9 protein-coding genes are annotated in these 8,049 nt (G+C 67.0%); all 9 read left to right on the top strand.

The features are described 5' to 3' along the window. Window positions 1–202, top strand: a 202-nt coding sequence (locus tag BGO62_RS09780; RefSeq protein WP_296641827.1) for an iron-sulfur cluster assembly accessory protein, incomplete at its 5' end; no start/stop codon positions are given. A 131-nt stretch (window positions 203–333) separates the two neighbouring features. After that, window positions 334–861 (top strand): Fe-S protein assembly co-chaperone HscB, encoded by a 528-nt coding sequence (hscB, locus tag BGO62_RS09775; protein WP_296639457.1) that lies wholly within the window; start codon window positions 334–336, stop codon window positions 859–861. Between the two features lies 1 nt (window position 862). Further along, entirely contained in the window at window positions 863–2,740 is a 1,878-nt protein-coding gene (hscA, locus tag BGO62_RS09770; RefSeq protein ID WP_296641826.1) for a Fe-S protein assembly chaperone HscA, read from the top strand. Between the two features lie 8 nt (window positions 2,741–2,748). Further along, window positions 2,749–3,522 (top strand): DUF3050 domain-containing protein, encoded by a 774-nt coding sequence (locus BGO62_RS09765; RefSeq protein ID WP_296641822.1) that lies wholly within the window; start codon window positions 2,749–2,751, stop codon window positions 3,520–3,522. A 32-nt stretch (window positions 3,523–3,554) separates the two neighbouring features. Next, entirely contained in the window at window positions 3,555–3,893 is a 339-nt protein-coding gene (gene fdx, locus BGO62_RS09760; RefSeq protein ID WP_296641820.1) for an ISC system 2Fe-2S type ferredoxin, read from the top strand. Continuing rightward, window positions 3,889–4,089, top strand: coding sequence for a Fe-S cluster assembly protein IscX (gene iscX / locus BGO62_RS09755; protein WP_296641828.1), 201 nt, complete (start codon window positions 3,889–3,891; stop codon window positions 4,087–4,089). The genes fdx and iscX overlap by 5 nt, the downstream gene beginning before the upstream one ends. 187 nt (window positions 4,090–4,276) lie before the next feature. Further along, a complete protein-coding gene (locus BGO62_RS09750; RefSeq protein ID WP_296641819.1) occupies window positions 4,277–5,041 on the top strand; it encodes an EscU/YscU/HrcU family type III secretion system export apparatus switch protein in 765 nt (254 codons plus the stop codon). After that, window positions 5,038–7,113: a flagellar biosynthesis protein FlhA gene (flhA, locus tag BGO62_RS09745; RefSeq protein ID WP_296641818.1), complete on the top strand. Its 2,076-nt coding sequence runs from the start codon at window positions 5,038–5,040 to the stop codon at window positions 7,111–7,113. The genes BGO62_RS09750 and flhA overlap by 4 nt, the downstream gene beginning before the upstream one ends. Then, a partial coding sequence (gene flhF / locus BGO62_RS09740) for a flagellar biosynthesis protein FlhF (RefSeq protein WP_296641816.1) occupies window positions 7,110–8,049 on the top strand: 940 nt, incomplete at its 3' end. The genes flhA and flhF, both read left to right, overlap by 4 nt.

Genomic DNA, 8,049 nt, shown 5'->3' with positions numbered 1-8,049 from the left:
GCTGGAGTTCGCCGACGAGACGCCCGCCGGCGACGAGGTTTTCACCAGCCACGGGGTAACCGTGTTTGTCGACCCGAAAAGCCTGCCCTACATCGACGGCACCGAACTCGACTACGCCCGCGAAGGTTTGAACGAGGGCTTCAAGTTCAACAACCCGAACGTGAAGAACGAGTGCGGCTGCGGCGAGTCGTTCAACGTCTGAACTGCGGGGGCTAGGAGTTAGGATCTAGGGGCTAGGGACGGTGCGGCCCGAGGCCGCCCCGTTTTTAAAGGCGCGAAGCACAAATCCCCCTAAATCCTAGCTCCTAGCCCCTAGCCCCTAGCCCCTAAATAATGGATTTCTCCCGCACCCACTTCGAACTGTTCGGCCTGCCCACTGCCTACGCGCTCGACCGCGACAAGCTCGACGCTGCCTATCGCGAACTGCAGAATGCCGTGCATCCGGACCGCTTCGCCGCGCAGCCGGAATCCGAGCAGCGGGTGGCGATGCAGTGGGCGACGCAGGTGAACGAGGCGTACCAGACGCTCAAGCACCCGGTGAACCGGGGCGTGTATTTGCTGCGGCTGCAGGGGATCGACACGCTCGATGCCAGCAACACCAAGATGTCCCCGGCATTCCTGATGCAGCAGATGGAATGGCGCGAGTCGATCGAGGACGCGCGCGCGGGCAAAAGCGTAACGGCACTGGACGCCTTGTCCGACGAGCTGCGCGCAGCGCATCGCCGCATCGAGGCGCAACTGGCCGAGCTGATCGACGCGGCACGCGACTTTGCGGCGGCCTCCGAAGCCGTGCGCCAGCTGCGGTTCATGGACAAACTCATCGCCGAAGTCGGCGACGTCTACGAAGAACTGGAAAGTTAAGATGGCTCTGCTGCAAATTGCCGAACCCGGCATGTCCACCGCTCCCCACCAGCATCGGCTGGCGGTAGGCATCGATCTGGGCACCACCAATTCGCTGGTGTCCACGGTGCGTTCCGGCCTGGCCGTGGTGCTGGACGACGAAGCCGGGTATTCGCTGCTGCCTTCGGTCGTGCGTTATCACGCAACGGGCCAGGTCGACGTCGGCTATGCCGCGAAATCCGCGCAAAACAGCGATCCGCACAACACCATCGCCTCGGTCAAACGCTTCATGGGGCGCGGCATTGCTGATATCGAGGACATCGCCAGCCTGCCGTATCGCTTCGTCGATGCGCCCGGCATGGTGCAGTTGAAAACGGCCGCCGGAGTGAAAAGTCCGGTCGAGGTGTCGGCCGAAATCCTGAAAGCCCTGCGCCAGCGCGCGGAAGCCGCGCTGGATGGCGAACTGGTCGGCGCGGTGATTACCGTGCCGGCGTATTTCGACGACGCCCAGCGCCAGGCCACCAAGGATGCCGCTCAGCTGGCCGGCCTCAACGTGCTGCGCCTGCTGAACGAGCCGACTGCGGCGGCGATCGCCTACGGCCTCGACAATGCGTCGGAGGGGGTCTATGCGGTGTACGACCTCGGCGGCGGCACGTTCGACATTTCCATCCTGAGGCTGTCGAAAGGCGTGTTCGAGGTGCTGGCCACCAACGGCGACTCGGCGCTGGGCGGCGACGACTTCGATCAGCGCATCTTCTGCTGGATGCTTGAGCAGGCTCGTTTCGAGCCGCTGTCGGCGGGCGACATGCGGCTGCTGCTGACCAAGGCGCGCGACGCCAAGGAAGCTCTGACCGAACATACCGAGGTGCGCGTCACTGCGGTGCTGTCGACCGGCGAAATGATGGATGCGACGCTAACCCAGGCCACGTTCAACGCCATGACCGCGGGCCTGGTCAGCAAGACGCTCGCCCCCACCCGCAAGGCGCTGCGCGACGCGGGCCTGGCCGCGAACGACGTGAAAGGCGTGGTGATGGTGGGCGGTTCGACGCGCATGCCATGCGTGCGCCAGGCGGTGGCCGATTTCTTCAGGCAGACCCCGCTGACCAACCTCGACCCCGACAAGGTCGTCGCGCTCGGCGCGGCCATGCAGGCCGATGTGCTGGCGGGCAATCGCACCGGCGACGACTGGCTGCTGCTCGACGTGATCCCGCTGTCGCTGGGTCTGGAAACCATGGGCGGGCTAACCGAGAAGGTCATCCCGCGCAACACCACCATTCCCACCGCACGCGCGCAGGAATTCACCACCTTCAAGGATGGCCAGACCGCGATGAGCGTGCACGTGCTGCAGGGCGAGCGCGAGCTGGCGTCCGACTGCCGCTCGCTGGCACGCTTCGAACTGCGCGGCATTCCGCCGATGGTGGCGGGCGCGGCACGCATCCGCGTCACCTTCCAGGTCGATGCCGACGGGCTCTTGTCGGTGTCGGCGCGCGAACAAAGCAGCGGCGTCGAAGCGAGCGTGCAGGTCAAGCCCTCGTACGGATTGGGCGACGAAGACATCACCCGCATGCTGAAGGATGCCTTCACCCACGCCAAGGACGACATGTACGCGCGCGCGCTGAACGAGCAGATCGTCGATGCGCAAAGCCTGATCGCCGCCACCCGGGCGGCCATGGCGGAAGACGGCGCACTGCTCGACGCTGCGGAAAGCGCGGCGATCGAGGCCGGCATCGGCGCCCTTGAAAGCCTGCTGTCGAGTCCCGATGCCAAATCTGATCATCATCTGGCCATCAAGCGCGGCATCGAAGCGCTGAATACGGCCACCACCGAATTCGCCCAGCGCCGCATGGATAGAAACGTACGCCGGGCGATGGCCGGGCAAAAACTGGAAACGTTTGGTTGAACCTGATTATGTTGAACGCAGATTTCATCGAATCCCTGCGGGTGCGGCTCGACGCGCATCCGATCTATGCGGCTGTCGCCACGCCGGGCGACCTGCGCGTGTTCATGCAGCATCACGTCTATTCGGTATGGGACTTCATGTCGCTGATCAAGTACCTGCAGAACGAAGTCGCGCCCGCGCGCTGGCCGTGGCTGCCGGGCGGCGACGCCTCGGTGCAGCGCTTCATCAACGAGATGGTGCTTGAAGAGGAAACCGACGTCGCGCCGCCGGGACAGGAAGGCCATACCAGCCACTTCATGCTGTATCTCGCAGCCATGCGCGAAATCGGCGCCGATGCCGGCGTGCCTGCGCGCTTCGTGCAGAAAGTGGCGGAGCAGGGGATCGCCGCGGCCCTCGACGCAGGGCTGGCACCCGCGCCGTCCGTCGCTTTCACCCGCACCACCTTCGATTTTCTTGCCAGCGGCAAGCCGCACACCGTTGCCGCCGCGCTGGCGCTGGGCCGCGAGCACATCATCCCGTCGATGTTCCGCGCGCTGCTGTCGCGCATGGCGGTGACCGAAGCGCAGGCGCCGAGCTTCCACTATTACCTCAACCGCCACGTCCAGCTGGACGGGGATTCCCACGCGCCGCTGTCGCTGCACCTGCTCGCCGCCCTATGTGGCGATGACCCGGGAAAATGGCGCGAGGCCGAAGCGGCGGCCGAAACCGCCGTCGACGCGCGGTTACAATTATGGGACGGCGCACTCGCCGCCTTGCCGAGCCGGCAATCCAAAGCCGCCTGACCGTATCCCAATTCAGCCGTATTCAAAAAGCCATGCCCCAACTCATCGTACTGCCCCACGTCGAACTCTGCCCCGAAGGCACCGTGATCGACGCCAAACCCGGCGACACCATCTGCGACACCCTGCTCGCCAACGGCGTCGAGATCGAGCACGCCTGCGAAAAATCCTGCGCCTGCACCACCTGCCACGTCATCGTGCGCGAAGGCTTCGATTCGCTGGCGCCCTCCGCCGAGGAAGAGGACGATCTGCTCGACAAAGCCTGGGGCCTGGAGCCGCAGTCGCGGCTGTCGTGCCAGGCGCGTGTGGCCGGCAGCGACCTGGTGATCGAGATTCCCAAATACACCATCAACATGGTCAAGGAAGGGCATTGATATGAAGTGGACGGACACCCTCGACATCGCCATCGAACTCGCCGAGGCGCACCCCGAAATCGACCCGCGCACCATCCGCTTCACCGATCTGCATGGCTGGGTGATGGAACTGCCCGATTTCGACGACGACCCCAACCATTCGGGCGAGAAGATTCTCGAGGCGATCCAGATGGCGTGGATCGACGAGGCCAGTTAATCGGCCGCCGTACCGCCAGATCGATCCCGCCTTCGATATTCTTCAACGCCGGCCGGCGTGCCTGGAATCGGGCGGGTTGACGAACAGCCCGATCGAAAACCCCGCTGTCCGACCGGGGCGCCTGCTGTTTCGACCGCAGAAAGCCTGTCCCGCCTCGTGCTAGACTCCCCCAAAATTCGAGACAAGCATGGCCGAGGAGACTGATCTTTCCCGTACCGAACCGGCAAGTCCGCAGCGCCTGCAACAGGCGCGCAGCGCGGGCGACGTGCCGCGCTCTGCCGAACTCACGGCGTGGGTCGTGCTGCTGTCGGCGCTGGGCATGCTGGGCTGGCTGGCGCCGCGGCTGTTGAATGCCCTGCAGGCGATGATCGAGGCGGCATTCATTCACGCGGCGACGCCGCTTGCCCCGGTTTTCCTTGAAGCGGCCTGGTCTGCGCTATGGGCTTTGCTGCCGGTGCTGGGCGTCATTTTTGTCGCGGCGCTGGTGGCGCCGGTGCTGCTCTCGGGCTGGGTGTTCGCGCCTCGCTTCGCCCGGGCCGAGCTGACCCGCGCCGACCCTTTCAAGCCCTTTGCCCGGTTGTTTTCCGTCGATTCGCTGTTCGATGGAACGCAGGCGCTGCTCAAGCTGGTGCTCGCCGCCGCGGCGGTGGGCTGGGCGCTGGCGAGCGGCTGGCCGCAGCTGCAGGACCTGGCCGGCAGCGGGATCGGCGCGGCGCTGCCTGCGGCCGCCGCCTGGGTGGGGCGCGGCGTGCTGGCGCTGGCGGCGGCGCTGGCGCTGGCGGCGGCGCTCGACGCCGGCTGGCGCTGGTGGCGCTATCTGCGGCGTCACGCGATGACCTGGCAGGAGGTGCTGGCCGAAGCGCGCGAATCCGAGGTCCATCCGGAAATGCGGGCTCGACTGCGCGACCGCCAGCAACGGGCAGGGCAACGCATTGACGAGGTGATCGGGTGAGCGCGCAGGGCGCGATGGTGCTGGGCATGCCGCTCAACCGGCTGGCGGTGCCCGGACTGGTGCTGCTGATCCTGGCGATGATGGTGCTGCCGCTGCCCACCTTCATGCTCGATGTGCTGTTCACGCTCAACATCGCGCTGGCGATGATCGTGCTGCTGGTGAGCCTGAACGCGCGGCGCCCGCTGGATTTCTCGGTGTTTCCCACGGTGCTGCTGCTGACCACGCTGCTGCGCCTGTCGCTCAACGTGGCGTCGACCCGCATCATCCTGATGCAGGGCCACACCGGCCCGGACGCGGCGGGCAAGGTGATCGAGTCGTTCGGCAATTTCCTGGTCGGCGGCAACATCGCGGTCGGCTTCGTGGTGTTCCTGATCCTGGTCATCATCAATTTCGTCGTCATCACCAAGGGCGCCGGGCGCATCGCCGAGGTGGCGGCGCGCTTCACCCTCGATTCGATGCCGGGCAAGCAGCTGGCGGTCGATGCCGACCTGAATGCGGGCTTCATCAACGAAGGGGAGGCCCGCGCACGCCGCCACGAAATCGGCCGCGAGGCCGACTTCTACGGCGCCATGGACGGCGCCTCGAAGTTCGTGCGCGGCGACGCCGTCGCCGGCATGATCATCCTCGTGGTCAACCTGATCGGCGGCATCGCGGTCGGCCTGCTGCAGCACAACCTGGGGGTCACCGAAGCGCTCGGGCGCTATGCGCTGCTGACGGTGGGCGACGGGCTGGTGACGCAGATTCCCGCGCTGATCATTTCGACCGCGGCAGGCATCGTGGTGAGCCGCGCGTCGAGCGAGCAGGATTTGAGCCGCGAATTTTCCACCCAGATATTCGGCCGTCCGCAAACGCTGTATGTCGCGGCTGCGGTGCTGGGCGTGCTGGGACTGATTCCGGGGACGCCGCACCTGGCGTTTCTGACCATCGCCGCGGCGCTGGGCGGGCTGGGCTTCTGGCTGAAGCGCCGCCAGAGCGCGGCATTCGATGTCGAGCCGCTGGCGTTGATGGAAGAAGAGGTCGCGCCGGCCGACGTCACCTGGGACGACATCCCGCCGGTCGACGTGCTGGCGCTCGAAGTCGGCTATCGGCTGATTCCGCTGGTCGACCGCAACCAGGGCGGTGCGGCCCTGACCCGCATCACCGAGGCGCGCCGCCGCTTCGCCACCGACATGGGACTGGTGGTGCCGCTGATCCGCGTGCGCGACAACCTCGACCTCAAGCCCAACAGCTATCGCATCACCCTCAAGGGCGTCGACGTGGCGCACGGCGAGTTGCCTACCGGCCAGGTGCTGGCGGTGGACATGGGGGACGTGCTGGGGCGCATCGACGGAACGCCCGGGGCCGATCCGCTGACCGGACTGGCCGGGGCCTGGATCGAGGCGGGGCGGAAGGAGGAAGCCGAACTGCGCGGTTTTGTGGTGCTGGAACCGGCCGAGCTCATTGCGCGCCAGGTCGAAGCCGTGTTCCGCCAGCACGCGCCGGAACTGCTGGGGCGCACCGAGGTGCAGCAACTGCTCGACACGCTGGCGCGCAGCCATCCCGGGCTGGTCGAGGACGTGACGCCGCGCCATCTGCCGCTGACCAGCGTGCAGGCGGTGCTGCAGCAGCTGATCGCGGAAAACGTCTCGATCCGCGACACCCGCACCCTGTTCGAAACGCTGGCGGCGCGCGCGCCGAAGAATCAGGCGATCGACGAACTGGTGGAAACCGTGCGCGCGGCGCTGGGGCGCAGCATCGTCGACCGCCTGTTCGAAGGCGGCAACGCGCTGCACGTCATCGGCCTGGCCGCAGCCACCGAAACCCACCTGCTGAACGAGATGGGCGACGAAGGCGAAGCCCTGCTGTCGCCCGCTACGCTGGATGCGCTGAACGAAGCGGCCGAACGTGCGCTGGCCGAGCAGGAGGAAGCGGGCTACCCGCCGGTGCTGCTGATTTCTCCCGGCCTGCGTGCCATCCTGTCGCGATTGTTGCGGCGCAACCTGCCGCAGCTTTCGGTGATCGCCTATGCCGAGGTGCCTGCCGATAAAATGGTGCAGGTGAGCACGGAACTGACCATCGAGGAGGGAGCATGAGCGCGCAGGTATTCGTGGCGGCGAATGCGCGCGAAGGCCTGGCGCGCATTCGTCGCGAGCTGGGCGACGACGCCGTGGTGCTGGCCACCCGGCCGCATCCGCAGGGCGTCGAGCTGCTGGCCAGCGCCTACGGCGATTTGGCGGCGCAGCCTGCCGGCGAGGCGCCGGACGCGGCCGGCGGCTCGCGCATCCTGAATGAGCTGGCGCGCCTGCGCGGCCTGCTGCAGAACCAGCTGGCGGGCTTTGCCTGGGGATCGGCACGGCGGCGCGATCCGGCGCGGGTGGCCGTGATGCAGACCCTGTTCGCCGCCGGCTTCGGCAGCACGCTCGCCCGCACCCTGGCCGCGCGTCTGCCGCGCGGGCTCGATACCGATGCCGCCTTGCGCTGGCTGCGCCAGGTGCTGATCCGCAATCTGCCGCTACAGGGGCGCGAAGCCGATCTGCTGGCCAGGGGGGGGTGCTACGCGCTGGTGGGCTCCACCGGTTCCGGCAAAACCACCACGCTGGCCAAGCTCGCCGCCCGCGCGGCGGATGCGCACGGTGCGGCAAAGGTGGCGCTGGTGGCGGCCGACGCCTACCGCATCGGCGCAGCGGAGCAATTGACGGTGTATGCCGACCTGCTGGGCGTGTCGCTGCATGTGGCGGAAGACCAGGCCCGGCTGGCGCGGCTGTTGCCTGAACTTGCCGCCAACAAGCTGGTGCTGGTCGATACCGCCGGTTTTTCGCCATCCGATCCGCGCAGCCGTGAGGGGCGGGCGCTCGACGCCCTCGGCGTGCGCCGCCTAGCAGTGATCTCCGCCGGCCAGCAGGGCGCGGCAATCGAGCAGGCGATGACGCATTTCGGCCAGGGCGCGGTCGCCTGCATCCTCACCAAACTCGACGAAGCCCCGCAACCCGGGGCGGCGCTCGACAGCCTGATCCGCCATCGCCTGCCGC

Origin of the sequence: Thiobacillus sp. 65-1402 (genome assembly GCF_001897685.1) — a bacterium.
Lineage (GTDB): Bacteria > Pseudomonadota > Gammaproteobacteria > Burkholderiales > Thiobacillaceae > Thiobacillus.
The sequence above is the reverse complement of the archived record's forward strand: the minus strand, read 5'-3'. Positions and strand labels throughout refer to the sequence as shown.

Coding starts and splice junctions, on each gene's coding strand:
- BGO62_RS09750 (WP_296641819.1), top strand. CDS start 4,277: ATGGCCGAGGAGACTGATCTTTCCCGTACCGAACCGGCAAGTCCGCAG.
- hscB (WP_296639457.1), top strand. CDS start 334: ATGGATTTCTCCCGCACCCACTTCGAACTGTTCGGCCTGCCCACTGCC.
- hscA (WP_296641826.1), top strand. CDS start 863: ATGGCTCTGCTGCAAATTGCCGAACCCGGCATGTCCACCGCTCCCCAC.
- fdx (WP_296641820.1), top strand. CDS start 3,555: ATGCCCCAACTCATCGTACTGCCCCACGTCGAACTCTGCCCCGAAGGC.
- BGO62_RS09765 (WP_296641822.1), top strand. CDS start 2,749: ATGTTGAACGCAGATTTCATCGAATCCCTGCGGGTGCGGCTCGACGCG.